25 protein-coding genes, 1 tRNA gene and 2 pseudogenes are annotated in these 22,768 nt (G+C 67.6%); 8 read left to right on the top strand and 20 right to left on the bottom strand.

Going from position 1 to position 22,768, the window contains the following annotated elements; all coding sequences use genetic code 11:
• Positions 1 to 60 precede the first annotated feature (60 nt).
• From KHC19_RS21870 to phnG, 8 genes and pseudogenes are all read right to left on the bottom strand, one after another.
• Positions 61 to 1,200 (bottom strand): alpha-D-ribose 1-methylphosphonate 5-triphosphate diphosphatase, encoded by a 1,140-nt coding sequence (locus KHC19_RS21870; RefSeq protein WP_213355531.1) that lies wholly within the window; start codon positions 1,198 to 1,200, stop codon positions 61 to 63.
• A 68-nt stretch (positions 1,201 to 1,268) separates the two neighbouring features.
• Positions 1,269 to 1,970 carry a phosphonate C-P lyase system protein PhnL gene (gene phnL / locus KHC19_RS21865; protein ID WP_213355529.1) on the bottom strand — a complete coding sequence of 234 codons (702 nt, stop codon included), beginning with the start codon at positions 1,968 to 1,970 and terminating at the stop codon, positions 1,269 to 1,271.
• Positions 1,971 to 2,155: 185 nt separating this feature from the next.
• Positions 2,156 to 2,950 (bottom strand): phosphonate C-P lyase system protein PhnK, encoded by a 795-nt coding sequence (gene phnK, locus KHC19_RS21860; protein ID WP_213355527.1) that lies wholly within the window; start codon positions 2,948 to 2,950, stop codon positions 2,156 to 2,158.
• Entirely contained in the window at positions 2,947 to 3,606 is a 660-nt protein-coding gene (locus KHC19_RS21855; protein WP_213355525.1) for a GNAT family N-acetyltransferase, read from the bottom strand. Before KHC19_RS21855 ends, phnK begins: the two co-directional genes overlap by 4 nt.
• 161 nt (positions 3,607 to 3,767) lie before the next feature.
• Positions 3,768 to 4,613, bottom strand: a pseudogene (locus tag KHC19_RS21850) (alpha-D-ribose 1-methylphosphonate 5-phosphate C-P-lyase PhnJ); the annotation flags it as partial.
• Between the two features lie 20 nt (positions 4,614 to 4,633).
• Positions 4,634 to 5,764 (bottom strand): carbon-phosphorus lyase complex subunit, encoded by a 1,131-nt coding sequence (locus KHC19_RS21845; RefSeq protein WP_213355521.1) that lies wholly within the window; start codon positions 5,762 to 5,764, stop codon positions 4,634 to 4,636.
• A 3-nt stretch (positions 5,765 to 5,767) separates the two neighbouring features.
• Entirely contained in the window at positions 5,768 to 6,358 is a 591-nt protein-coding gene (phnH, locus tag KHC19_RS21840; RefSeq protein WP_213356341.1) for a phosphonate C-P lyase system protein PhnH, read from the bottom strand.
• A gap of 7 nt (positions 6,359 to 6,365) precedes the next feature.
• On the bottom strand, positions 6,366 to 6,839 hold the full coding sequence (gene phnG, locus KHC19_RS21835) for a phosphonate C-P lyase system protein PhnG (RefSeq protein WP_213355520.1): 474 nt from the start codon (positions 6,837 to 6,839) through the stop codon (positions 6,366 to 6,368).
• A gap of 107 nt (positions 6,840 to 6,946) precedes the next feature.
• Between phnG and phnF the strand changes: the two genes are divergently transcribed.
• The gene (gene phnF, locus KHC19_RS21830; protein ID WP_213355519.1) at positions 6,947 to 7,723 is read left to right on the top strand and encodes a phosphonate metabolism transcriptional regulator PhnF; all 777 of its coding nucleotides are present in this window, start codon (positions 6,947 to 6,949) and stop codon (positions 7,721 to 7,723) included.
• 14 nt (positions 7,724 to 7,737) lie between these two features.
• Positions 7,738 to 8,346 carry a pyridoxamine 5'-phosphate oxidase family protein gene (locus tag KHC19_RS21825; protein ID WP_213355518.1) on the top strand — a complete coding sequence of 203 codons (609 nt, stop codon included), beginning with the start codon at positions 7,738 to 7,740 and terminating at the stop codon, positions 8,344 to 8,346.
• On the opposite strand, the gene KHC19_RS21820 is transcribed toward KHC19_RS21825, so the two are convergent.
• Positions 8,340 to 9,434 (bottom strand): alpha-hydroxy acid oxidase, encoded by a 1,095-nt coding sequence (locus KHC19_RS21820; RefSeq protein WP_213355517.1) that lies wholly within the window; start codon positions 9,432 to 9,434, stop codon positions 8,340 to 8,342. The two genes, KHC19_RS21825 and KHC19_RS21820, sit on opposite strands and share 7 nt — an antisense overlap.
• 133 nt (positions 9,435 to 9,567) lie before the next feature.
• On the opposite strand from KHC19_RS21820, the gene KHC19_RS21815 reads away from it, so the two are divergent.
• Positions 9,568 to 10,149 (top strand): hypothetical protein, encoded by a 582-nt coding sequence (locus tag KHC19_RS21815; RefSeq protein ID WP_213355516.1) that lies wholly within the window; start codon positions 9,568 to 9,570, stop codon positions 10,147 to 10,149.
• Between the two features lie 4 nt (positions 10,150 to 10,153).
• Here KHC19_RS21815 and KHC19_RS21810 read toward each other — a convergent pair whose 3' ends face one another.
• The gene (locus KHC19_RS21810) at positions 10,154 to 11,095 is read right to left on the bottom strand and encodes a metallophosphoesterase family protein (RefSeq protein WP_213355514.1); all 942 of its coding nucleotides are present in this window, start codon (positions 11,093 to 11,095) and stop codon (positions 10,154 to 10,156) included.
• Between the two features lie 141 nt (positions 11,096 to 11,236).
• On the opposite strand from KHC19_RS21810, the pseudogene KHC19_RS21805 reads away from it, so the two are divergent.
• The 3 genes and pseudogenes from KHC19_RS21805 to KHC19_RS21795 all read left to right on the top strand — a co-directional run bounded on the left by KHC19_RS21805 (position 11,237) and on the right by KHC19_RS21795 (position 12,457).
• Positions 11,237 to 11,637: pseudogene (locus tag KHC19_RS21805) on the top strand (NUDIX domain-containing protein).
• A gap of 156 nt (positions 11,638 to 11,793) precedes the next feature.
• Positions 11,794 to 11,870: transfer RNA gene (locus tag KHC19_RS21800), tRNA-Met, on the top strand.
• Between the two features lie 266 nt (positions 11,871 to 12,136).
• Positions 12,137 to 12,457 carry a helix-turn-helix transcriptional regulator gene (locus KHC19_RS21795; protein ID WP_213355512.1) on the top strand — a complete coding sequence of 107 codons (321 nt, stop codon included), beginning with the start codon at positions 12,137 to 12,139 and terminating at the stop codon, positions 12,455 to 12,457.
• A 41-nt stretch (positions 12,458 to 12,498) separates the two neighbouring features.
• Here the strand turns inward: KHC19_RS21795 and KHC19_RS21790 are convergent, their stop codons facing one another.
• The 10 genes from KHC19_RS21790 to KHC19_RS21745 form a co-directional block, all read right to left on the bottom strand.
• Positions 12,499 to 13,302 (bottom strand): restriction endonuclease, encoded by an 804-nt coding sequence (locus KHC19_RS21790; protein WP_213355510.1) that lies wholly within the window; start codon positions 13,300 to 13,302, stop codon positions 12,499 to 12,501.
• Positions 13,303 to 13,351: 49 nt separating this feature from the next.
• Entirely contained in the window at positions 13,352 to 14,476 is a 1,125-nt protein-coding gene (locus tag KHC19_RS21785) for a hypothetical protein (protein WP_213355509.1), read from the bottom strand.
• A 163-nt stretch (positions 14,477 to 14,639) separates the two neighbouring features.
• Positions 14,640 to 15,056, bottom strand: coding sequence for a hypothetical protein (locus tag KHC19_RS21780; protein ID WP_213355508.1), 417 nt, complete (start codon positions 15,054 to 15,056; stop codon positions 14,640 to 14,642).
• A gap of 327 nt (positions 15,057 to 15,383) precedes the next feature.
• Positions 15,384 to 17,192: a phage terminase large subunit family protein gene (locus KHC19_RS21775; protein WP_213355507.1), complete on the bottom strand. Its 1,809-nt coding sequence runs from the start codon at positions 17,190 to 17,192 to the stop codon at positions 15,384 to 15,386.
• Positions 17,173 to 17,622, bottom strand: coding sequence for a hypothetical protein (locus tag KHC19_RS21770; RefSeq protein ID WP_343207772.1), 450 nt, complete (start codon positions 17,620 to 17,622; stop codon positions 17,173 to 17,175). Before KHC19_RS21770 ends, KHC19_RS21775 begins: the two co-directional genes overlap by 20 nt.
• A gap of 134 nt (positions 17,623 to 17,756) precedes the next feature.
• Complete coding sequence (locus tag KHC19_RS21765) at positions 17,757 to 17,987, bottom strand: phage head-tail joining protein (protein ID WP_246549339.1); 231 nt, start codon at positions 17,985 to 17,987, stop codon at positions 17,757 to 17,759.
• 5 nt (positions 17,988 to 17,992) lie between these two features.
• Positions 17,993 to 18,562, bottom strand: coding sequence for a DUF2190 family protein (locus KHC19_RS21760; RefSeq protein WP_213355505.1), 570 nt, complete (start codon positions 18,560 to 18,562; stop codon positions 17,993 to 17,995).
• 1 nt (position 18,563) lies between these two features.
• On the bottom strand, positions 18,564 to 20,360 hold the full coding sequence (locus KHC19_RS21755) for a prohead protease/major capsid protein fusion protein (protein WP_213355504.1): 1,797 nt from the start codon (positions 20,358 to 20,360) through the stop codon (positions 18,564 to 18,566).
• Positions 20,353 to 21,699, bottom strand: coding sequence for a phage portal protein (locus KHC19_RS21750; RefSeq protein ID WP_213355503.1), 1,347 nt, complete (start codon positions 21,697 to 21,699; stop codon positions 20,353 to 20,355). The genes KHC19_RS21755 and KHC19_RS21750 overlap by 8 nt, the downstream gene beginning before the upstream one ends.
• Positions 21,690 to 22,112, bottom strand: a complete 423-nt coding sequence (locus KHC19_RS21745; protein WP_213355502.1) for a hypothetical protein — start codon at positions 22,110 to 22,112, stop codon at positions 21,690 to 21,692. Before KHC19_RS21745 ends, KHC19_RS21750 begins: the two co-directional genes overlap by 10 nt.
• 128 nt (positions 22,113 to 22,240) lie before the next feature.
• On the opposite strand from KHC19_RS21745, the gene KHC19_RS21740 reads away from it, so the two are divergent.
• Both KHC19_RS21740 and KHC19_RS21735 read left to right on the top strand, forming a co-directional pair.
• Positions 22,241 to 22,516: a phage tail assembly protein gene (locus tag KHC19_RS21740; protein WP_213355501.1), complete on the top strand. Its 276-nt coding sequence runs from the start codon at positions 22,241 to 22,243 to the stop codon at positions 22,514 to 22,516.
• Positions 22,513 to 22,767: a hypothetical protein gene (locus KHC19_RS21735; RefSeq protein WP_213355500.1), complete on the top strand. Its 255-nt coding sequence runs from the start codon at positions 22,513 to 22,515 to the stop codon at positions 22,765 to 22,767. Before KHC19_RS21740 ends, KHC19_RS21735 begins: the two co-directional genes overlap by 4 nt.
• Position 22,768 lies beyond the last annotated feature (1 nt).

The raw sequence follows: 22,768 nt of genomic DNA, 5'->3' as shown, positions 1-22,768 counted from the left end.
CTCCCGTCTCGTCCCCGTCGCCGTCATAGGTCGCCACGCCGTCCCGCGCCAGATTCGGCCTCACGCCACCCGCGCGCCCTGCCGCCAGACCGTGCGCACCACCGGCGCCGGCCCGGCGAGCGAGACCCGCAGCAGGTCCGCCCGCAGCCCGGCGCGCAGCCGCCCGCGATCGCCCATGCCGGCGGCGTCGGCGGGATTGGCGCTCACCATCGCCACCGCCTGCGGCAAGGTGATGCCCTCCACCAGCGCCGGCAGCGCGAAGGCCGCGAGCAGCAGGCTGCCCGGCACATAGTCCGAGCTCATGATGTCGAGCACGCCGCGCCACGCCAGGTCGCCGGCGGCGACGTTGCCGGTATGCGAGCCGCCGCGCACCACGTTCGGCGCGCCCATCAGCACGCGGATGCCGGCGCCGTGCGAGCCCTGCGCCGCCTCCACCGTGGTGGGGAATTCGGCGATGGCCACCCCGTCGGTCACCGCCTCGGCGACATGGGCGGGCGTGGCGTCGTCATGGCTCGCCAGCACGATGCCGCGCGCCCGCGCGATGGCGACCAGCCGCTCGCGATTGGCGCGGGCGTGGCGCTCATGCGCCTGCAGCCGATCGGCGACGATCACGTCCATCTCGGCATCGCTCATGCCGCTCTTCTTCTTGTAATAGGCGCGGAAATGCTCCTCGGTGAGGAATTGCCGCTGGCCGGGCGTGTGGTCCATCAGCGAGACGAGGCGCACGTCGCAGGCCTCCATCAGCGCCTGCGCGTCCTCCACCACGCCGTCGGCCGCCACCTCGCAGCGCAGATGCACATGGTGCTCGGCCCGCAGCAGCCCCGCCCGCGCCGCCTCGTCGATCGTCGCGGCCAGAAGCGGCGCGTCGCCGTCCATGCCCACCGCCTTCTTGTCCGGCCACACGCGCAGCGAATCGAACACCGTGGTGATGCCGGCCGCCGCGATCTGCGCGTCATAGGCGGTCACGGCGGCAAACGCGTTCCACATCACCCGCGGGCGCGGATAGAGATGCCCCTCCACATGGTCGGTGTGCAGTTCGACGAAGCCCGGCAGCAGGTGGTCGCCGGCAAGATCGATCGCCCCCGCCGGGACGCTCCCCTCGCCGATCTCGGCGATCTTCCCGTCGCGGATCACCAGGTGGCCGCGGCGCACCTCGTCCTCCAGCACCAGCTGGGCATTCGCCAGAATAATCTCGTCCATCTCGTCCTCACGCGGCCATACGCCGCCCCGTCGCCTTGCCCGCCCCGCCGCCGCACTCGCGGCCCAACTCACGCGGCTTTCGCGAATTCCGTCACGTCGATCACCCGGTCGCACACCGCCTCGCGCACCTCGGCATCGTGGAAAATGCCGAGAATGGCGACGCCGGCCCGCTTCTTCTCCTCGATGAGGCCGATCACCACCTGCCGGTTGGCGGCGTCGAGCGAGGCGGTCGGCTCGTCCATCAACAGCAGCGGGCGATGGGCGATCAGCCCGCGCGCGATGTTCACCCGCTGCTGCTCGCCGCCGGAGAAGGTAGCCGGCGGCAGGCCCCACAGCCGCTCCGGCAGGTTCAGCCGGGCGAGCAGCGCGCCGGCCCGCGCCAGCGCCTCCTCGCGCGGCACCCCGTCGCCGGTCAGCGGCTCGGCCGCCACGTCGAGCGCGCCGACGCGCGGGATCACCCGCAGGAACTGGCTGACATAGCCCATGGTGGTCTCGCGCAGCCGCATCAGCCGGCGCGGCGGGGTGGTGGCGACATCCACCACCTCGTCGCCGTCGCGCACCCTTATATGCCCGGCATCGACGCGGTAATTGCCGTAGACCATCTTCAGCAGCGAGCTCTTGCCGGCGCCGGACGGCCCGCCCAGCGCCACGCATTCGCCGGAAAACAGCTCGAAGCCGGCCCCGGACACCACCGGCAGCCTGGCGCCCTCGCGCAGATGCAGGATGAAGGTCTTCTCGACGCCGGAGACCGAAAGGATGGGTTCGCTCATGATGCCGTTCACCTGTTCATTCGCCTACACGGCCCCATCCGAAAGGCCGTCATGCCCGGGCTTGCCCCGGGCATCCACGTCTTCCCGCCGAAACGCCCGGTCCAAGGTGTGGATCCCCGGGTCAAGCCCGGGGATGACGGCGCGCGGGCTGGCGACGTATCGAACGTAAGCCATCGTCATTCCCCTCACGCCGCCAGCACCGAGGAGACCAGCAGCTGGGTATAGGGCTCGCGCGGGTCGTCGAGCACCTGGTCGGTGAGCCCGGTCTCGATCACCCGTCCGTGCCGCATCACCACCATGCGGTGCGACAGCAGCCGCGCCACCGCGAGGTCATGGGTGACGATGATCACCGCCAGCCCCATCTCCGCCACCAGCGAGCGGATCAGGTCCAGCAGCCGTGCCTGCACGGAGACGTCGAGCCCGCCGGTCGGCTCGTCCATGAAGACCAGGCGCGGCTTGGTGACGAGGTTGCGGGCGATCTGCAGCCGCTGGCGCATGCCGCCGGAGAAGGCGCGGGGATCGTCGTCGATGCGGTCGGCCGCGATCTCCACCCGCCCCAGCCAATCGGTCGCCTCCTCGCGGATGTTGCCATAGTGCCGCCAGCCGACCGCCATCAGCCGCTCGCCGACATTGCCGCCGGCCGACACCGCCATGCGCAGCCCGTCGGCCGGGTTCTGCCGCACGAAGCCCCAGTCGGTGCGCATCAACAGCCGCCGCTCGGCCGGGCCGAGGCCGGCGAGGTCGCGCAGCTCACCGTCGCGCATGCGGTAGGAGACGCGCCCGGCGCCGGCCGCCAGCTCGGTGGAGAGCAGGCCGAGCAGCGTCGATTTGCCCGAGCCGCTCTCGCCCACCACCGCCAGCACCTCGCCGGGAAACACCTCCAGCGACACGTCGCGGCAGCCGATGCGGGCGCCGTAATTCTTGCCCAGCCCCTCGGCGACGAGCAGCGGGGCGTCGTCGGTCGCTGTCTGCGTGGTCATGATACGCGCTCCGTCACATCCGTTCCGCCGGACACACCGTCATGGCCGGGTTCGGTCCGGCCATCCACGCCTTGGGCCGGGTACGCCCCCTCACCCGCCCCTGCGGGGCGACCTCTCCCCAAAGGGGCGAGGTGCAGGGTGCCGTCCGTTCCCCCTCCCCAATGGGAAGAGGGCCGGGGCGAGAGGGTGTCCCGCGCGGAAATGTCCGTCTCCCCCAGCTCGGTGGTGAAGCTGAAGCCGTGCCGCCGGAAGCCGAGCCCCTCATAGAAGGCGTGGGCCCGCTCGCGCGACATCCGCGTCGACAGCGCCGCCTTGTAGCAGCCCTTTTCGCGGGCGCGGTCGAGCGCCCAGCCCATCATCGCCCGGCCGATGCCCCGGCCCTGCGCGGCGCCGCTCACCGCCACCGCCTCGATCACCGCCGAGCGCGCGCACCCATGCGCGATGTTCTCCGCCACCAGCAGCGTGAAGGTGCCGAGCACCTCGCCCTCCGCCTCGGCGACATAGAGCCCGTAATCGGGATAGCGCCCCATGCGGTCGAACACGGCACGCGCCTCGGCGAGGTCGCCGGCATCGTCCGGGTCGAGCTCGCGATAGAGCTCCAGCACCGCCGGCAGGTCGGCCGGCTCGGCGGCGCGCACGATGAGGTCGGCGCTCACGGCATCCCTCCCGCGCCACCCACCCGGTCCGAAACTCCGTCATGGCCGGGCTTGTCCCGGCCATCCACGCCTTGGGCCGGGAGCACCGGCGGCACTCCGTGGATGCCCGGGTCGAGCCCGGGCATGACGTCGAGCGCCTGTCCCGCCGCCGGCGCCGCCATCTCGCCGCGATGCCCCTGCGCCTGCCGTCCGGCGCAGTAGTCGGTGTCCGAGCACACGAACATCCGCCCGCCCCTGTCGTCGAGGATCACCTCGTCGAGATAGACGCCCGAAGCCGCGCACAGCGCGCACGGCTTGGCGAAGCGCTGCACCGCGAAGGGGTGGTCCTCGAAATCCAGCGAGCGCACCCTGGTGTGCGGCGGGATGGCATAGATGCGCTTCTCGCGGCCGGCGCCGAACAATTGCAGCGCCGGGCAGTCGTCCATCTTCGGGTTGTCGAATTTCGGGATCGGCGAGGGATCCATCACATAGCGCCCGGCCACCTCCACCGGATAGGCATAGGTGGTGGCGATATGTCCGTGGCGGGCGATGTCCTCGTAGAGCTTCACATGCATGAGCCCGTATTCCTCGAGCGCATGCAGCTGCCGCGTCTCGGTCTCGCGCGGTTCCAGGAACCGCAGCGGCTCGGGGATCGGCACCTGGTAGACCAGGATCTGCTCCTCGCCGAGCGGCGTCTCGGGAATGCGGTGGCGGGTCTGGATGATCGTCGCCTCGGCGGTCGCGGTGGTGGTGGCCACCCCGGCGGTCTTCTCGAAGAAGCCGCGGATCGCCACGGCATTCGTCGTGTCGTCCGCCCCCTGGTCGATCACCTTGAGCACGTCGTGCGGCCCCAGCACCGCCGCCGTCACCTGCACGCCGCCGGTGCCCCAGCCATAGGGCATCGGCATCTCCCGCGCCGCGAACGGCACCTGATAGCCGGGAATGGCGATCGCCTTCAGGATCGCGCGGCGGATCATCCTTTTGGTCTGCTCGTCGAGATAGGCGAAGTTGTAACGGATGGCCGGCATCTCGCCGGTATGATGCGACGTCATTCCGCCGCCTCCTTCATCTCGTCGGCCGGCGTTCTCCCGGAGGCCTCCCGCCGCATGCGCCGCACCAGGTCGAGCTCGGCCTGGAAGTCGACGTAATGCGGCAGCTTCAGATGCTCGACGAAGCCGGTCGCCTGCACGTTGTCGCAATGGGAGAGCACGAATTCCTCGTCCTGCGCCGGGGCGCCGGGCTCCTCGCCGAGCTCGGCCCAGCGCAGCGCCCGCTCCACCAGCGCCATCGACATCGCCTTGCGCTCGCATTGCCCGAAGACGAGGCCGTAGCCGCGGGTGAATTGCGGCGGCTGCTCGGCGGAGCCCTTGAACTGGTTCACCATCTGGCACTCGGTGAGCTGCACCTCGCCGATGGAGACGGGAAAGCCGAGTTCCGGCACGTCGAGGATCACCTCGACATCGCCGAAGCGGATCTCGCCGACGAAGGGATGCGAGCGGGCATAGCCGCGCTGCGTGGAATAGCCGAGCGCCAGCAGGTAGCCCTCGTCGCCGCGCGCCAGCGTCTGCAGCCGGGTGGCGCGGTCGACCGGGAAGCTCACCGGCGCGCGGGTGATGTCGAAAGGCTCCTCGCCGTCATCGGCGGGGGAGGCCTCGATCAGCCCTTCCGCACCGATGAGATCGGTCACGCGCGGCATTTTTTCCGCCGGATCGGCCTCATCGGCCCGCATCGCCGCCGCCCCGGCCTGATCGTCCACCTCACCGGCCTCGTCGGGCACCGCCAGGGAGGTATCCAGCAGCCGGTGCGTATAGTCGAAGGTGGGGCCGAGCAGCTGCCCGCCCGGCAGGTCCTTGAAGGTCGCCGACACCCGCCGGCGCACCAGCATGTCGCCGGTATCCAGCGGCCGGGAATTGCCGAAGCGCGGCAGGGTGGTGCGGAAGGCGCGGATGAGGAAGATCGCCTCGATCAGGTCGCCCCGCGCCTGCTTGATCGCCAGCGCGGCGAGATGGGTGTCGTAGAGCGAGCCTTCCGCCATCACCCGGTCGACCGCCAGCGTCAGCTGGGCGGCGATCTGCTCCAGCGTGACCGAGGGCAGATTCTCGTTTCCGCGCCGACGCTTGGCCAGCAGTTTGTGCGCGTTGCGGATGGCCTTCTCGCCGCCCTTTGCCGCCACATACATCGCTCAGTCCTCCCCGACGATCGTGGAACGCGGCAGCCCGGCAACCTCACCGGCGCCGGCCAGCAGCAGGTCCACCCCGCGCGGGAACAGCGCCCGGTTGGCCGCCATCCGCGCCGCGAAGCCGGCCGGCAGCGGCGCGGCGCCGAAGCCGATCCGTCCCTTGATGCCCGGCCCCTCCAGCGAAAGCCCGCGCCCGGTGAAGCCCGTGATCTGGAGGACCAGCGTCGTCGACGCATCGGGGAATTCGGGAGAGCCCGGCGCGAATGCCGAGAAATCCAGCATTTCCAAGGGGTTGGAGATGAAGGCGAACCGTGCCTCCCCGGGATCGGCGGTGATCGGCGCCCCGGTGTGGAAGGCGAGGAAGTCCCCCACCGCCCGCTCCGCCGCCAGCGTCGCGTCAAGGAAAACCGGCGTCTCATAATCGCAAAGCGCCAGCGCCAGCGCCGCCGCCTCCGGCGTGAGCGGCGCCGGCGGCGCCAGCTCCGTCACCAGCCGCTGCGGCCGGCCGGGGCGGGACAGCGCCCGCATCGCCGCGCGGAACACGTCCTGCGCCTCGAGGACCGGATCGGCGAAGCCGCGCGCAAGTTCCTGCATCTGCACGTCAATCCTCCCCGCGCACCAGGGTGAAGAAATCGACCTTGGTCGCCGCCGTCTCCGCCCGCACCGTGCCGGCCTCGGCAACGAGCCGCGCCCGCACCGGCGCCAGCGCCGCCTCCACCGCCTCGCGCCGCGCCGGGTCCTGCCACAGCGCGTCGATGACGGCGCCGCGGCGGGCGGCGGCGACATCGCGCCCCAGCCGGTAGCCGAAGCCGGTCGCCCCGCCTTCCAGGCGGATGGCGGCACGGCTGACCGTCGCCTCGCCGAGATTGAACGGCGCGCCGTCGCCGCCGGTCCGCCCGCGTAGCATCACCAGGCCGACCTCCGCCGGCCGCAGCTCGCTCGCCGCCGGCAGGGGGGACAGGCGCTCGATCATCGATTCCAGCTCGTCGCGGCGGGCGCGGGCAAGCGTCGCCAGCGCGGCCCGGCGGGCGGCTATCTCGTTATCCTGACTGTGATTTTCGGAAGTCTGCGGCATCGGTTCGGTCCGGGCCCTGCGTTCGGCTGGCGGTTTACAACCACGCCAACTTTGTATAATGATCTATACAAATACGCAATAGCCCCTCGCGACGGGACCCGCCTTTGATGACCGACACCGACGACATGCCGATGACGTCCCCGCCCGGCGAGGCCTCCGCCTCCGATGTGGCCCGCGGCAGCGGCGTCGCGCTCTGGAAGCAGATCGCCGAGCGTATCGAGGCCGATATCGCCGAAGGCCGGCTGAAGCCGGGGGCCCGGCTTCCCACCGAGGCCGAATTCGCCGAGCGCTTCGGCGTCAACCGCCACACCTTGCGGCGGGCGCTCGCGACGCTGACCGAGCAGGGGCTGGTCGAGGCGATGCCCGGCCGGGGCACCTTCGTGAAGGAGCCGCCGCTGCGCTACCCGATCACCCCGCGCACCCGCTTCTCGGAGATCGTCTCCGGCGAAGGCCGCGCGCCGGGCGGGCGGGTGATCGCCTCGCGCATCGTTCCGGCGGCCACCGATATCGCCGCGGCGCTGCGGGTGCCGCCCGGCACCGACGCGCTGCGGCTGGACATGCTGCGCGAGGCCGACGGCGTGCCGCTCACCATCGGCACGCACTGGTATGTCGCCGAGCGCTGCCGCGACCTCGATCTCATCGCCGCCGCCACCGGCTCGGTCACTCGCGCGCTGGAGGCGCTGGGCCTCGGCGACTACCGCCGGCTGGAGACCCGCATCACCGCCCGTCCCGCCGACGAGGAGGAGCGCAGCCTGCTCGCCCTGCCCGCCGGCCGCACGGTCATGGTGGTGGAGAGCATCAATGGCGACGCCCGGCGCCAGCCGATCCAGTTTACCCGTGCCCGCTTCTCGGCGGATCGTGTACAGCTGGTGGTGAAGAACTGATCGAGGAGAGACCGATGGCCCGCATCACCAGCATCGAGGCGCTGCGCGCCATCTATGGCGAGCCGCGCGAGCGCAGCCGCCGCAAGGTGCTGCCGGCACTCGACGCGCATTGCCGCCACCTCGTCTCCCTCTCGCCGCTGGTGATGATGGGCAGCTTCGGCGCCGATGGCCGCGCCGACGTCACCCCGCGCGGCGACGCGCCCGGCTTCATCGTCGTGGAGGATGCCTCGACCCTGCTCATCCCCGACCGCCCCGGCAACAACCGCCTGGACACGCTGACGAACATCCTCGCCAATCCCGCCATCGGCCTCATCTTCCTGGTGCCCGGCGTCGACGAGACCTTGCGGGTGAACGGCCGCGCCGAGATCCACGACGATGCCGAGCTGCGCGCCCGCTTCGAGGTGGATGGCCGCCCGCCGGCCACCGTGCTGCGCGTCGCCGTCGAGGAGGCCTATCTGCATTGCGCCAAGGCGTTCATGCGCTCGCACGCCTGGGACCCCGCGCATTTCGTCGCCCGCGACAGCCTGCCGAGCATGGGCGAGATGCTGCGCGACCAGCTGAACCTCGCCACCGCCGAAACCCAGGCGGAGATGCTGCAGCGCTACCGCGAGACGCTCTACTGATCCGGCCACAGCACCTGCGGGCCGATCTCGGCGAGCCGGCTGCAGCCGGTCATCACCATGGCGATCTCTAGCTCGCAGCGCAGCAAATGCAGCACATGGGCGACGCCGGCCGGCCCGGCCACCGCCAGCCCGTAGAGCACCGGGCGCCCCACCAGCACCGCGCTCGCCCCTAGCGCCAGCGCCTTCAGCACGTCGGTGCCGCGGCGGATGCCGCCGTCCATCAGCACCGGCACCCGCCCGCCGACCGCCTGTGCCACCCCGGGCAAGGCGTCGATGCTGGCCGGCAGCGTGTCGAGCACCCGCCCGCCATGATTGGAGACGATCAGCCCGTCCGCCCCGGCGCCGATGGCCCGCTCGGCATCCTCCGCGCTGAGTATCCCCTTGAGGATGAGCGGCAATCCCGTCGCCGCGCGCAGCCGCTCGATATCCGCCCAGCGCGCCGCGACATCCATGAAGCCGTTGAACATCAGGCTCTCGCCGAGCTCGGCATGGGCAAAATGCGTCGTGTGCAGTCCGGCGAGATTGGCATGCTCGGAGAGCTTGGGCGGCTGGTAGCCGGCGCGCTGCTCGGTATTGCGCAGACCGAACACCGGCGCGTCCACCGTCACCACCAGCGCGCCATAGCCCGCCGCCTCGGCGCGGCGCGCGAGGTCGAGCGTGAAGCCGCGATCGTGCTGGATGTAGAGCTGGAACCACAACGGCGTGCGCGCGGCGGAAGCCAGCTCCTCCAGCGTGACGTCGGCCTCGGTGCTCACCACCATGCCGGCCCTGGCGCCGCCGGCCCCCACCAGCGTGGCGAGCTCCCCCGACGGGTCGGCCAGCCGGTGATGCGCGGTCGGCGCGACGAGGATGGGGTGCGCGAATTCCTGCCCGAACAGCGTCAGCCCGGTCCCCCCGCCGGCGATCTCCGGCAGGATCCGGCTCTTCAGCCGCCGCCGCGCGAAGGCCTCGCGGTTCCAGCGCAGCGTCGTCTCGTCGGCCGCGCCGCCGGAATAATAGGCGAAGGCCTCGCGGCTCAGTCGCGCGCGAGCATGCGGCTCGTAATCCTCCACCGCCACCACGCCCTCGGGAATCTCGAACCGTGCCATCCGCGCTCCGCCGCCGCTCCGCTTCGCCTTAATGCAGGCCATCTATTAACCCAAGAGGAGGATAGTCGGGGCATGCTTGTGGCGGGCGCGACAGGCGCCGGCTAGTCTCGCGGACGAAAAGGGCGGGGGGTTCATGGACGAAGGCGGCCACCAGCGGGGCGACGCGCCCGGCCTGTCGCTGCGCGAGGCGATCCGCGCCGCGCGGGTGGAGGCGGCCGAGCAGGCGGGCGTCATCGTCGAGCTGCGCGATGCCAGCCTCGTGCGCCTGTCCATGCTCAACGAGATCCTCGACCCGATCTTCGCCGACGTGCCGCTGGAGCATGCCGACCTGTTCGACCGCGGCCTGATGCCCGGCGAGACCCCGCGCCTGTTCGTCGACATGGTCGCGCACATCACGCTGGGACGCGACCGGCGGACCTTCCGCTTCCTGCAAGACACGCGTTCCGGCCGCCGGGTGCTCGCCGAGAGCACCAACCCCAACGACATCGCCGACGCGGTGACGCGCTACGTCGCCCGCCGCCTCATCGCCCGCGAGCAGGCCATCGCCACCAGCACGCCGCCGGAGGCCGAATCGCCGCGCCCGCTGCCGCACCACGCGCCGGCGCCGGTCGCCGAACCACCGCCGCGCGGCAAAGGCGGCACCTTCCTGCTCGGCCTCGTCGCCGGCATCGCCGCCAGCCTCGCCGGCTGGCTGCTGCTGCAAGGCCGTTTCTAGGCGATCAGCCGCCTCTCGACGGAGAGCTCAGCACCCGCGTCGTGCGCATCGCCACGCTGGCGTCGCCGCGGGCGAAGCCGCGCGTCTCCAGGGTGCAGCGCCAGGGGAATTCGGCGCCGGGCAGCCGCTCGATCCGGTAGAGATGATAGCCACCGGGCCAGTGGCTGTCCTCGGGGCCGGCGGCGAAGGACGGCGCCTCGACCACCGGCACCAGCCCGCCCGCCGGGCCGGGCAGCATCTCCACCATCGGCCGGTGGTCATGGCCGCAGATCACCAGCTCGGCGCCATGGGCGGCGAGGCAGGCCCGGAAGGCGTCGGCGTCGATGAGCCTCTTGTGCGCGGCGCGGTGGCCGCAGGGCGGGTGATGGATCAGCACCACCCGGAACAGCTTCTGCTCGCCGAGCTCGCGCAGCAGCCGCGCCAGATGCTCGATCTGCCGGCGCCCCACCTTGCCGGTGGCCATGAAGGGCTGGGTGGGGATGGCGGTGGAGACGCCGATCAGCGCCACGTCGCCGCGCCGGCGCACGAAGGGAAAGGGGAACTCGGCGACCACGCCCTCCGCCTCGCCGCCCTCGGCGCCGTCGCCGCGCATGTAGTTGCCCCAGTTGAGCAGCGCGTGATGGGCGGTCGAGCGCACATAGGCGTCGTGATTGCCGGGTACCACCGTCACATAGTGGCCGGGGCCGAGGGTCTGCAGGAAGCCGAGCCCGGTCAGATATTCGGCGGGCAGGCCGACATTCACGAGGTCGCCGGTCACCGCGATGTGGTCGGGCGCCGTCGCCTTGATATCGGCGATCAGGAGATCGATCGTGGCGTCGGAGAATCGCCGCCGTCGGCCGCGCTGCCAGTTGATGAAGCCGAGCGCCCGCTTGCCGGCGAGCTCGAGGAGCCGCGCCCGCGGCAGCGGACCGAGATGGGGATCGGTGAGATGAGCGAGCACAAACACGGGGCTCTCCATAGCAGCGCCCTCCCCCGGAAGGAAAGCGGGCGCGGCGACGCAGCGTTCACGTCCCCACAGGACGCGGCAGCCGCGCCGAGGTTCCGCCTGCCGCGCCTCCTGCATCTCTGGGGACGGCTGACGCGCGGCATGACGCTCGGCGTCCGCGCCGTGGTGCTCGATCCGCAGGGGCGGATCCTGCTGGTGCGCCATACCTATGTCGCGGGCTGGCAATTGCCGGGCGGCGCCGTCGATCCGGGCGAGACCGCCGAGCAGGCGGTGCGCCGCGAGCTGGACGAGGAGGCGGCGATCCGGCTCACCGCGCCGCCGCGGCTGCACGGCCTGTTCCTCAACACCCATCTCGGCTCGCGCGACCATGTCGCCGTCTTCGTCGCGGCCGGCTTCGAATGCGGCCCCCGCCCTATCCCAATCGCGAGATCGCCGAGGCGGGTTTCTTCCCGCCCGATGCCCTGCCCGCCGCGACCACGCCGGCGACGCGGCGGCGCATCGCCGAGATCGTGTACGGCCATCCGCCGGCCGCCCATTGGTAGGGCGAGGCGGCCTTCTGGGGCGCCGCGAACCCCGCTTGCCGATGCGGGACCGCCGCTTGCCTGTGTGAGAAACGCACGGCGGTGCTTGACACCCTTCGGCCGGCTTCCTTATATCCCGCGCACCTCGCGAGACGGCCGCATGCGGTCGCTCCCGATGGCGGAGTAGCTCAGCTGGTTAGAGCACGGGAATCATAATCCTGGGGTCGGGGGTTCAAGTCCCTCCTCCGCTACCAAATTTTCCTAAGTTATTTCAATAACTTAGGATGCAGCACGCGCTAGATCAGACGATTTTTATGTCGCGACATGCCGCAAACCACTTTCCTTAATTTCCAACGGTTTTCAGTATTGTACGGCGGCTCCACGCGACATGAAATGCGACACGTCCGGCCGGCGAGCTAGGGTGTGAAGAGGCGGGACGCTACAGGGGCACGAGGAATCTGCTGCTGCCCTTGCCCGCATGCCGGCAGGCGTGGATCATGCTCGGGAGATGGAGGTGCCAATGACCGCCGGCCCGGACAAGGAAGAATTCGTCAGCTTCGTCTACACGCCGGAGGAGGTCGCCGAACGGTGGAAGTGCTCGCCCTCGTTCGTGCGGCGGATGATAGCAGACGGCAAAATGCCCGGGGCTTTCCGCCTGGGTGGAAAACTGCTGCGAATTCCGATCGAGGCGATCGAGGCGTTGGAGCGACAGAGCACCATCTCGAGTGGAAGGAGCGGGTTGTTGGCGAGCGGGATCAGCGATTCCGAAGCGCGAGAGCCCGACCTGGCCTCCGTCATGCGGCGGCGCAGGTTGATGGCTGGTGTCAAAAATAAGGATTAAATATAAATACCTATTCGGTGAATTGGTGTGGCTAATGATCGCTACCCAAGAAGCCAATATTCAAATGCGTCTTTGTCAAATTTCAGTTCATCGTCGTTTATTGAAACTCCTATACTGTGATCAACTAGAAATACAGCCAATTGCTCTCCGGATCGTGATATTATTCCGGCGGAACTGGAAAGTTCGCGCGCGCCTCGACTTAATGTTCCGGTAGTGAACAATATAGTAACGATCGGTGAAAATGGTCGTATATTTGCGCTTTCCAATCCATCAAAAGATCTGGAAGAGAATGTTTTTGTTCTTGCTAAGCTTACTGCTCCAATTAACTCCCGTACGACGCTGGTGCTAAGTGCGCTATTTGGGTAGTGTTTTGCTTGCCCAAGAAAGGAGAATCTAATGTCGTGCGCCATTTGCATGAATGGCTGAGGTAGTGAATTGAATTGACCAAGCGTCAATGTTCCATGGAAATCTATGCCCTGATCTCCAGAGTGAGGAGTTATTTTGGCCTCAGAGGCGCCCATGAGAATGAGAATGCGTGCGCAGAATCTCTCAAAATGGCTGAATGACAGGGACTGAATTGCTGCGCGCACATCGGCAACGTGGCGCCTCTGTTGCCGTGCAAGGGCGCTTCCTGGACTTTCGGTGGCGAGTGGATGCGAAAAGCCTGCCACATAATCCCGAGAGGACCCGAGTAATTGAAGGTGAAAAAGTACGCCATCTTTTTCAGAAGCGGCGGCTTTCTCAGCGATATATGCAATCGTAGCCTGCTCAAGTCTTTCTGCCAGTTCAGCAGAGGCGATGCGAGTGAGTCCTTTCTTCAGAAAAAGGGCTTCTTCGATCGCCAAAATTACTTTCTTTGGCGATCCATCAATTCCGATTGTCTCTTCTAAAAGCTTAACTATTAATTTGGGTGTCATTTTTCTTGGATATTAGCGGCCGAACCTTGTCCACGAGGCTAACTAAATCCTCCCAAATCTGTACTGCTCGTGTATCCGGGCTGAGCCAGGCATCGATGCTCGGCTGCCGCAGGGCTTGGAGTGCTGTGCCCAATGCGTGCTCGAGGGCGCCGGTTTCGTCAGTTGGAAGCTCGGCCTCCGCTGCGCGTACCGCCTCTGAAAAGCTGCGCTCGGGATCTGAAAGGATCTTGAGGGGGATGGGTTTATCTACGATGTCTTTGAGTTGACGAACCTGCTGATTTGCATTCTGAAGTTTTGGAGCTTGGCGTCCATCCACGGTTTCTCGTGGACTCAGCAATTCGTAGAATACTCGCCTAGCATCCGCATCTTCGGCCATATAGCTTGTGTCTGAAAATTTCAGCCACTCTCTTACTTTAGGCTGTGAAACTGCTTCGTGGAAAAATGAATAGAGTTTGGGGGCGGCATATTCGCCGAACTCGTCATCTTTCTCCATCTGCTGCAAGGCTTTGGATGCTCGATACCGGCGAGCGACCTCCCGAGAAGTAATGCCGATCCGCTGGGCTACTGGACCGAATGCGCCCTCTTCCTGATCATACATCTCCACAACCAACCGGGCTTGTTGGTATGGGCCCCATTCTCGAATCCCGGCAACATGGCGTATTGCCATGAGCGTCTTCTGGTAGCCCTGTCGTTCGGATTCCGATCCAGTAATTTCAATAACAGAAATATTTTCGATCGTGGCGAGCTTTTCCGGACTTAAATCCAAGGTGGATTCATTGTAGTCTTTAAGTATGGTTTTCAATGCCGCTGCGCGTCTGTTTCCTTCAATAACGAGATATTTAAATCCACCTTCGGGAACGTGGTATTTTTCAACAACAATCTGTTCAAATGGGACAAATCCATTTGATATAATTGAATCACGTAGGGCGTTAAGATCGAATGCAGGTGTGTCGCGCAAAAACTGCAGAGCTCTCTCCTGAGCTCCGGGCTCGGCGTAGCGACTTTTACTTACCGCTCGATAACCTTGAATGTCATGGAAGCGATAATTATTTGGATCAAGAAGAAGATCTGAGGGGCTCACCTTAATGGTGTCAATCTGCACATCAAGCTCCCGATACAAAGACCCAGCACCTAATTCCAACGTTATGATACTATGTGATCGCGCTCGACAAGAGCAGCGCGTTCGCTCGGGCCGGGTGCCCGTCGCAATTCTTGAGGATATTTTTTTACGCCTAAGGCGTGACGCACTTAGATGATCGGTGACGCTATTGAAGGCGCTCCAGCCTAAGCACCATTCGACTCAATCCGTCCCGCCGGACCGCAATGACTTGAAACGGGTCCAACTCGCAGTTGTCGGGAAAGACAATCTGGTCGCCCTGCCGCGGCTCGCGCTGTTCCGGCACGACGTGCTCGAAATATCGCCGGTCCACCGACAGCTCGTACGTCCGGCCGGTGGCGAGCGTGCGCATATCATTGCCTGACCGGCTGCGGTCGCCGGCTTCGATGGCGTGATCCGCGGCCCCCTCGGTGAGCACGCCCCGACCGTACACCGTGATGCGGGTGGGATCCGGCTGCGGCCGGCCGTTCGGACTGCTCCGCATGGGATCGAGCCGGAAGGGGATCGCCATCACGTGGTCGACGGATCGGCTTGCCATGGCGTCCAGGCGGTCGAATAGGGACATGGTGCGGTGCTCCACTCAAGGGATGCCCTGCCGGTGACTCAGGGGGCGGCGTATGCGGCGATCTGCTGTCTGCTGCTGGTGAGGTGGCCCGGGCGGCAAGCGGCCGCCCACGAGTCTCTCTGAGCGATTGAGAAGGTGCCTCCCGCGCTCCGTGCGGCTGGCACGGGTCCAAGGAGGCTGCCGTTCGCACGGCGGATGGCAGGGGGACGCCTGCCTGCCCCGCCCAAACCCCTGAAGGACAGAGGCGCGGGTTGCGGGCCGATTCTTATGGTGATCGGCCATCACCCGCCGGGAGAAAGCGCGTGAACCCCCGGCGATCTCAGTGCGTCATGCGCGACCTCGATTCATCCACTTGGATTCGATCACCCGGGATGGGCGCGGCGGTGTCGGCATGCCGCGAAGCTCTTCCTCGCGATTGTCGTAATTGATCGTCACGCCGCGCCGGGCGGAGAAGGCATAGACGAGACAGTCGAGCGCTTCGGCGCGGGCGCCAGTGATGCGCTCGAAGCGGCGGACCGGCTGGCCGGCATGCATCCGGATCACGCGCCGCTCGCTGGCGAGCTGTTCGAAATAACTGGGCTCGAGGTCGGCGGAGAGACGGATGGAGCTCTGCGGCGCCTCATCGCCACCGGTGCGGCGGAGGCGATCCAAGATCGTCGTCTTGATGCCGTCGACGCCGACGATGAACAGCCGGCCGCCCTTCACGGTGGATTTGCTCATCTGCCAGGCCGGGCGGGGGCCGGCCACGCCCTTGCCGGCCCAGATGCGGCGCGGCATGCGCGGGAAGCAGAACGAATACACCTTCTCGGTGATCCCGCCGTCGCCGGAGTCCACGATCGCCGCCTCGACCTTCAGCCGGCCACCATGGGGATGTGGCCAGGTGGTGCGCAGCAGCTCGTCGAGTTCTGCCCAGGTAGAATCGTCCTGCGAGGATCCCCAGACGATCGAGTGTCCGAGCACCAGAGCGTCGTCGGTCCGCGTCCAGCCCACGATGGAACATTCCAAGCGGTCATCCTGCACGTCGACGCCGACGGTGATGACCAGCACCTCGGCGGGAATGGCGTTCAGGCCGAAGGGTTCGATGCGCCCGGCGAGCGCCGACTCGTCGATGATATCCGCCGTCTCGCGCCAGCCCTCGGCGAGGATGGTGTTGACGAAGACGCGCAGCGTGTCGCTGCTGGCTCGGGCCGTGAGGAACTCAGCAGCGAGCTTGCCCCACGAGGCCTTCGCCAGCAGTGAGACAAGGGCATTGAGCCGGAAGCCGGCATGCTCTTTCACCGCCGGCGCGGTGGCGCGCCAGGTGCCCGCAGCGACCATGGCCGGCTTTTCCCGTTCGGCGATGATGCAGCCATTCGCCGGACAAGCGGCATAGGCGTCTTCGGGCTGGTCCTTCGGCCACTGGATATGTGCCCAGAGGAGTTCGAAACGTTCCCCGCAATGCGGACAGGGTACCTCGAATACCCGTCGGTCGCTCGCCGCGTAGGAGCGCAGGACGTTCGACGTCTCCTCATCGGTCGGTGTGGATCCCAGCACAATCTTGCGGTTGGCGAAGGAGAGCGTGCGCTTTTCGGCCAGCGCGATCGGCGCGCCCTCCGGGCCGGGCAGCATGGCGTCGGCTTCGTCGATGAAGAGCAGCCGGGCATTGTGGCGGCGCAGATTGCGCGGCGCCTTGGCGGCGACGACCTTCAGGGAGCCACCGGGGAAGCGACGCGACAGCAGCGTGTTACGGCCGCCCTCCGCCGCATCGGCCGACAACAACCCAGCAAGCACCGGCGAGGCGGCAAAGGTGGGTTCGATGTCCGACACCATGTAGTCGCGGCAGTCGGCCTCCGCCGGCAGCAGTGCCAACACCGGCGCCGGCTCATTGGCGACGAAGGAGGCCAGCGCACCAGTGAGCAGGGTGGTGAAGCCGACGCGCACCGGCTTGACGATGGTCACGCGCTCGATTGCCGGATCCCCGATCGCGTCGGCTATTTCGCGCTGGAACGGCCATAGCCGCACCGCGCCGGGCTGCGCAGAGACATCGTCGGGCAGGATGAGGTGGCGCTCGATCCAGTCGGACAGCGGCAGCCGCGGCGGTGGGATGAGGTTCGCCAGCGCCGTTCGGCGCACGAGCTCAAGCGGATGCGCCGTCATGGCCCAACTCCGTGAGCGCTTCGCGCAGCTCGGCATCGACCTCGGCGACGTCGTGCGGCTTCAGGAACGGGAGCCGCTGGTTCACCCGGGACGGTACGGCGAGGATCCGCGAGCGCAGCCGGCGCAGGATACCGGACCATTCGGCGGCGACGTCCTTCGCCGCCACCATCTCGCCGCGCAGGGTGGCGTTCCTCAGCGCGAGATTGTCAGCTGCCTCCCGCGCCTGGCGTGCCCGCTCATTGGTAAGCCCGGCCTGTGCATCGCCGGCGCGCCCGGCCGCCTGTTCCCTGAGATGGGCGCAGTAGCCGGAAAGCGACGCGGCGACGTCATACCGGCCACGTCCGGCCTTCACCACGAGGCCACGGCCGGCCAACTCCCGCACCGTGCGCGGGGCGATGCCGAGCAGCCCGGCGAGCTCATCGGCCGTCACCGGCTCTCCCAATGGCGGCGGAGGGCCCTTGGAGGAGGTTGCAGCGAGCGAGATCCCGCGATGCTTCGACCTTGCGGTGGGCGTTTCGGGGGAGGACCCAGGCGTCCGATGCCCCCTCTGGTGCCTCGGCATGGCTACCAGCCTCGGTTCTTGGTCACGATGTGAACCTGCACCGCTGGTTGCCCTTGGGCTGCGGCGATGCGGGCTTCAAGGTCACGGATGGCAGCGGCGAGTTCGGCATCGGAGCGGTACTCCACCGTCCGATCCCGGAACTCGACGCGTCGGACGCCGGACGCTCGCGCGGCTTGCAGCTCCTTCTGCTGCATCATCAGCGTGGCAAGGTCGGTCGTCAGCCCCTGGTTCATGTGCACTACGCCTTCAGCGCCGCGATGATGGCATTGAGCGTGGTTGCGCAGTCCTCGGCGGTGGCCGTCGACGGATCGGCTATCGGCACCAGCGCCGCGATTTCCGTCTTGGCTGACACCGCCGCTTCCACGTCGCCATCGAAGTCATCGAAGGCTGGCGCCCAGGTCGGCACGCCGGAGGCGATCTTCAGCACGTCTCCTTCGCCACCTCCACCCGGGAGCTGATCGAGCGTACCAGGGGTGGCGTCGACGCCATTCAGGCGCACGAGCCCGGTGGCGCTCGAGCTCGCGGCCGGGGCGACCGCTAGGCCGATCACCGTGTTGCTGGCCGGCGTGACGGTCGCCACCTTCGCCGCAGCATCCCAATAGATTCGGGCGCCGACGGTCCACGTCTGGCCGGCGGTCTTCTTTAGGTCGAAGACACCCACGCAGGCGAGTTCGACCAGTTCGCCCTCTGCCGCGCTCGCGGCCGCGATACCGAACAGCGAGCCGACAAGCACACCATCGCCGGAGAGCACGCCGCCAGCGGGCGCCGGCACGGGGTTGGAATTGCCGGAGCGGCGGAAGTTCTTCATGTCACAAGCCCTCGTTCTTATAGGCGCCGCGGAAATCGATCGCGCCGACGCCGAAATCCAGCCCGGCGGCGACCTTCACCGCACGGGTGTCGAAGTCGATTTCGGTGCGCACCTGCGGGCCCTCGGCTCCGGAGACGTAGCCGTACACCACGGTCGGAGCGGCCCCCGGCGCGGCGAGGAGGTACCACTCGTTGGCGGGGATGTTCGCGTCCACGATGAGCTCGGCGAAGCCCGCCCAGACGTTCACGTCGGTGGTCTTGCTCGGCGTGATGGCGGCGAGGATCTGGCGGGCCTCCACCTCCTTCGCCCGGCCGACCACGAGGAAGGCCGGCTGAAGGTTCAGCGCGAGCCCGTCGAGGCTGGTTTGGCCACGCAGCGCTGCTACGGCGGCTCCAATCGACGTGGCGGTGATCGCCGCCGGCGTGGCCGCGAGATTGCCATGGTCGGCGTGGAACAGCGCCACGTTGTCCGACAGCACGGCATTGGCGGAGAGAACCGCATAGGCGAGCTGGTTCTTATCGGCCGCGGCGCGCTGGGCGATCATGGATGAAAAGTCGGCCAGCGCCGACAGATCGTCATTGATGAGCAACTGGCGCCCGACGGAGATGCCGGTGCCGTACTCCTTTGCCCGGACCTTCTCGCGGTTCTCTGAGAGGGTGCCGTAGGTCACTTCCCCATTCTCGGCGATCGGCTTGAAGGCCGGGAAATCGCCGACGCGCAGGAAGCTGTGGTCGCGGAAGTCGCCGAACTGCCGGGGCGCCGCCCATTTGCGATAGGTCGGTGCGGCGATCTGGTACTGCGCCAGCAGTGCCTTATTGGTGGCATCCGCCAGCAGCAGTGGGAAATCGCTGGTGGAGTGGGCTCCGACCGCGCGCTCCATGAGCGCATTCTGATCGCGCAGGTTGATGCGCTCGCCGCGCGCATGGGCGAGGTCGCCGACCATATGGAGCAGCCGCACCCCGCGGAATTCGGCGGCGCGGCCTTCCAGCTTCACTGCGCCGGGCGCCAGGCGGTGTGCAAGTGCGTCGGCCATGGCGGAGCGGATCGCCAGCGGGTCGGCATGGTCGGTGCCGATGCTGGCCCGCGCGGTGACGATCGGCGCCGGCGCGCGGGAGCGGAGGGCTTCGAACGCGGCGGCACGGGCAGCATCCGCCGTGGCGCCCGTGTCGATCTGTCCGTCGATCCACGCCTGATCGAGGCCGACAAGGCCGGCGATGGCACGGATTTCCTGATTTTCCGCCGCGCGGGTCGCAACGGGCGCCAGCGCGGTGGTCTGCTGCGGATTCGGGGTCGTGATGTTTTCGGGCATGGGATTCTCACTGCGAATGGTGGCGCCGGGATCGGCGGCAACGGGAACGATGGAGAGTTCTGCCGGCGTCCATCGCGTCGCCGTCTTGGTGCGCTTGCCGCCCTCGGCGCCTTCCCGCCATTCCGCGACGGCATAGCCGACGGAGACACCACGCAGGTGCCCGTCGCGCACGTCCTGCACGACGGTTTCGACGTCGGGCCGGCGGGAGAGCTTAATGATGGCGCGGGCCTCGGAGGCGCTCACGGTCCACGCCTTCACGACATGACCGAGCACGTCGGTGACGTCGCCACGCTTGTGCGCGTTCAGCACCGGAGCGCCGATGAAGGCGGACCAGTCCTGATCGAGGTCCAGCCGCTCGAGGAAGGTGCCGCGCGCGTCCATGCGCTCGACACCGGCGCCGGTGGAGAAGATCACCTCGAGGGTGCGCTCGTCCGGGTTCCAGCTGGACGCCGTGAGCGGCGCGCGTCGGATGAGCAGTTCATCAGGCATCGGATTCCTCCGGAGTCGTGGTCGGAGCCGCGCGTGGCACGAAGCGGTCGGCGGCGATTTCGGCGTCGAGCTCGGCGAGGTCGCGACCGCGCTTTGCCACCAGTTCGGCGCGAGAGGTCAGGCCGGCATCCAGGGCAAGGATGTCGGCGGCGGTCTCTTTCTGCGGATCGATCGGCAGCCAGGCCGGCCAGCTGATTAGCGGCTCGAGCTCGGCGGCGACGCTTGCGGAAATGCGTCCGTGCATCGCCTCGAAGGCCAGCCATTTGCGCCACAGCGGCCGGATCAGCTGCGCCTCGATCATGGTTCGCCGCAGCACGTCGACGCGCTTGCGGAACTCGCCGAAGCCGGCGCGCATGCTGGAATAGTTCACCTGGCTCAGGTCGCCGGTGACGAGCTCGAACGGCAGTCCGACGCCAGCGGCGACGGAGCGCAGCATCTCGCGGCGCGTGGCGTCGGCGCCGGTGAGGGCGGGAGGCGAAGAGAACTTGATGTCCATTCCCGCCGGCAGCTCGACAAGCGCCCCGGGCATCAGCCCCGCCGCAGGCGCTACGCCATCGGTTGGCTGGCCGCTGATGTTGGTCAGCACGCCGCCGAACAGCGCGGCGGTGTTCGCGGTCGCCAGCACGGAGTCCTGCAACTCGCCGATCTGCGACAGCAGCGTGGCGATCGGGGCAAGCCAGGACAGGCCGCGCACTTGGCCGGGATGGTCGCGACGGAATACGTGCAGCACGTCGCCGGCATCTACCGGTCGGGCGGTGAGCATATAGGCCAGCAGCGCATCGGTGGCCGGGCGAACCCAGTAGGCAGTCGGCCGGCCCCGCCGATCCATCTCGACGCCGGCGATGATGTTGCCGCCGGTGCCGGCCGGTCGGGTGAGGCTGGCGTCGACCTGTTCCGGCGCCAGGCTGCGCAGCACAAGCTCGCCGGCGTCGTCGACCTCCACAGCGAGGAAGGCCTCGCCGCTGGCGACAATGCCACGCGCGGCGCGGGACAGGATGCCGCCGAAGTCGTCGCGGCCTTCCGCGTCAGCCCGATCCCACCAGCGCGCCCAGGAGTCGGTCACGCTCCGGCGCAGGGCATCGTCATTCGTGCGGGGCACGATGCTCGGACCGTCGCTGACGAGGTTGCTCGCCCAGCGGTCGATGATTGACGCTGCAGTGGCATCGTTCATCGCCAGCCACGCGGCACGATCGGCCGCGAGCTGCCGCCGCCGTGTGGCTTCCTGGGCCGGTGCACGGAGGACCTTGCCGTGTGCCCAGCGCGGGCCGTGGCTACCCGCCTCGACGGGAGCAGCACGCTTGAAGATGGATTGAAGGGCGCGAACGATATTCATGCCCATGCCCACGTCTTGCGTGTCTTCAGGGCGTCGAGTTGCTCGATAGCCTCGGAAACGGGTTCGTGCAGGCCGATCGTCCGCGCAAGCGGGTGCCTGCTGATGACGTTCGCGAGGTGCGAGGGGCTGATCGCCATGACCGTGAAAGGGTTCACGGTGGCGTTGACGAAGACGACCCACAGCCGGCGTTCATCAATGTTCGAGGCGAGGCCGCGGATCTCGGACGAGAACCGGCAGACCAGTCGAATGGACTGAGGCCACGAGATGCCGCGCTCGCGCAGTGCACCGGCTACCAACAGCTCGAACGCCAGATCCTCGCTCATCAGCCCCATGGGACGGCCTAGCCGCGTCGCGGCACGGCTGACGCTCATTGCGCTCATGTCGAGCGCATAGGCGAGGTCGCGTTGGGTGAGGCGCATCGTCGGGCGGTCCTTAACTGAATTCGAGTTCAGGCTAACATTCTTTCGCCCTCCGTGATAGTTTTTCTGAATGCTAGAAATCTTAATTCAGATTTTCTGAAAACCTCTCACGACTGAAGGACGCCCCCATGACCACGATCACCCTGAAGCGACCCGTTGAGCACGAGGGAAAGACCTACGCGACCATCGAGGTGGACGAGCCGACCGTCGGTGCCATCGAGGCGATGGAGCGCGCCCAGGCGGCCGGGGCGACCGGCACGGGTGCCACCATCGCCATGCTGGCGGCGGACACCGGCTGGCCGGCGGAAGCCCTGCGGAAGCTGCGGACCAGCGATTTCGAGGCGATCGGTGCCGCGCTCGCCCCTTTCGCGCTCGAGCCGGAGAATGGAAGCGCCGGCGGATGATGCTCGCTGAAATTGGCGCCATCCTTCATCAGCCCTTCAGCGAGATGGAGCGGCGGCGCTGGTCGGACTTCCAGGCCTTCCATGACGAGGCGCGGCGGATCGCGGGTGGCGTCGTTGCCTTCGAGTCCGAGCCAGACGCCCTGCCGCTGCCCGAGCCCCCGCCGGTCGCCAATCCCGACGGTCTCAAGTTCGGCGATATCGACCCGGTCAGTGGCTTGAAGATTGGGCGAGTCGTCACGGTGGATACATAGG

Source organism: Ancylobacter oerskovii (assembly GCF_018390555.1).
Lineage (GTDB): Bacteria > Pseudomonadota > Alphaproteobacteria > Rhizobiales > Xanthobacteraceae > Ancylobacter > Ancylobacter oerskovii.
This window is presented reverse-complemented; position numbering and strand designations above follow the sequence as displayed.